The organism is Candidatus Infernicultor aquiphilus, from assembly GCF_002784285.1.
Taxonomy (GTDB): Bacteria; Atribacterota; Phoenicimicrobiia; order Phoenicimicrobiales; family Phoenicimicrobiaceae; genus Infernicultor; species Infernicultor aquiphilus.
This window is the reverse complement of the sequence record NZ_PFKO01000382.1, coordinates 1-2,304: the sequence shown is the minus strand read 5'-3', so window position 1 is coordinate 2,304 and position 2,304 is coordinate 1. Positions and strand designations below refer to the sequence as shown.

The following is a 2,304-nucleotide window of genomic DNA, read 5'->3' as shown; positions in this document are numbered from 1 at the left end:
GACAAAAAGAATATTTCTTTTGGAAAGCATGTGAAGTTGTGAAGCCTGCCCCCCTTGGAATCTTACGGGCTTATTAACCATGCTATAATTTAAATTAAAAATTCGAAACGTATCCAAAAAGGGGAACCAGATATTTATAGTCCTTTGCATTTTGCCGAAGGGCTTTTTTATTTAAAAAAAAGATTTATAAAAGATTTGTAGTATAATAAATATAGAAAAATTATATTATATTGAAATAAAGTACTTGAAAAATATACCAGGTTGAACGCATAAACAAAGTAGTCCGGCTATTTTAAGTTGTGCGAAAGTCAGGGGGCTGAACATCAGATATCCTGAAACGTTATGTGCAATGTAATATAATTAATATCTATATTTTAAGGAGGCATAAATGAAATTTTGTTGGGTAACTATCAATGTAAAGGACATGGAAAAATCATTGCATTTTTATCAAGAGATCATTGGTCTTAATATTAATAGGAGAATGAAGCCAAACTCTGATATGGAAATTATTTTTCTGGGATCTAGTGAAACACAAATAGAATTGATTTACAATACAAAAGTTGATGATATTGCTATTGGAAAAGATATTTCTCTGGGTTTTGTAGTTGATTCAATTGAACAAATTAGTGAGATATTGAAGAAAAAAAATATCCCAATACATTCAGGACCATTCCAACCAAATCCTTCTATTAAGTTTATATATATACTCGACCCAAATGGAATAAAAATTCAATTTATTGAAAATATAAAATAAAATATAATGGGGTCAAGTCTTGCAATATCACTTTTCATCTTCCTTCTCAATTTTTTTAATTGCTCTGCTCAGGGATTTACTTTTGCCGCGGCTGATGAGCGGCGAGATTGAGGTATAAAATTATGAAAAAGAATAAACAGATTGCTAAACAAAACAGTTTTACAGAATTTCTGCTCTACACTACGCCAAACGGTAAGGTGAAAGTGGAGATATTTTTGCGCGATGAAAATGTCTGGCTTACACAAGCAAAGATTGCTGAATTATTCGAGATAGATTGCTCCGTTATCACCAAATAACTAAAAAACATCTTTGAAAGTGGAGAATTGCAAGAAAATTCAGTTAGTTCCATTTTGGAACATACTGCCGATGATGGAAAAAAATATCAAACAAAGTTTTATAACCTTGATGCTATTATTTCCTTTAGCTATCGCGTCAATTTGATTGGGAACAGGTGACGGTTTTCCTAGCTCAATAAATTCGATAACTTTTTCAAACTTTTTTTAATGGATATGATAATCTAATCCCCCATTTTTCATATAAATAATTATATTTATATGACAGAAGGACTTGGTCTTTTGGTGCAAAGAAATACCTGGATTCCCGCTTGCGCGGGAATGACAGAGAAGGGCAAGGATGACAACGAGATTGCTTCCCCTGCTTTCGCAGGGGCAGGTTTACTTCGTTCCTCGCAATGACAAATAATCGCAATGACAGATAAGCCTTTATTTACAAGGGTTTTAGAACCCCTTCAGGGATGCCCTAAATATGCACGTAGAGTGCCTTTTTTTGCGTCTCAATTTTCGAAAAATTGGCAATTACGACCCCTATTTTTAGCCTATTTTTACCTCCCCAAAATCACGAAACCATTATAAATAACCACTTTCAGATTTTGAAGGGGTGATAATTTAGCTAAAAAAAGCCATTTTTGAGGGGTAAAACCATAGCTCGACTTAAAATAATGCGCCACAAGCGATATCTCGCATTCTGCCTCTTGAAACCCTTATAACATATAGGGTAGTGTAAAAATTACACTACCCCTCTACTTTAGAATCTACTAAAATAAGGACATATGAAATTGTTTTCAAGCTTCATTCCAATGACAGACATCTCTCCTGTTCTATTTTTTTAATAGAGCTTGTGCAGGGAAGGTCTGCTTCGCTTCTCGTAATTTTGTAATTTAATTTAAATAAAAAACTACAAATTACAAATTTATTTGACATTGATATAAAATATGATATAATTTTTTTCGTTTGAAAGCTATTAACAAAAAAACTGATAGCTTTTTCATTTTTTAATACCTCCTAAAAGACTCGCCCTGCAAATAACAAGGCGAGTCTTTTTTGTATCAGTACCCACAAATTTTCAAAATAGTTAATATTTTTTACCTCCTCTATATCCAAAGAGCTTTTTTCTTATCTTTAAATATAGAGAAGATTAGGTTATAATTAAAATAATTTCATTGTTTTAACTGAGATTTATAAATTTTTCAGTTTTAAAATTATTTTAATGGTTTATATAAAAGGAGAGAAATCCAATGTCTATTCTAGATT

1 protein-coding gene and 1 pseudogene are annotated in these 2,304 nt (G+C 31.7%); both read left to right on the top strand.

All coding sequences use genetic code 11. From position 1 onward, the window contains the following. Nucleotides 1-388 precede the first annotated feature (388 nt). Nucleotides 389-754 carry a VOC family protein gene (locus COZ07_RS10630; RefSeq protein ID WP_406608538.1) on the top strand — a complete coding sequence of 122 codons (366 nt, stop codon included), beginning with the start codon at nt 389-391 and terminating at the stop codon, nt 752-754. Nucleotides 755-876: 122 nt separating this feature from the next. Continuing rightward, a pseudogene (locus tag COZ07_RS10625) lies at nt 877-1,191 on the top strand (cell filamentation protein Fic); the annotation flags it as partial. Nucleotides 1,192-2,304: the final 1,113 nt, after the last annotated feature.

What these genes read in the sequence shown, in the direction of transcription:
- COZ07_RS10630 (WP_406608538.1), top strand. Translation starts at nt 389, where the DNA reads ATGAAATTTTGTTGGGTAACTATCAATGTAAAGGACATGGAAAAATCA.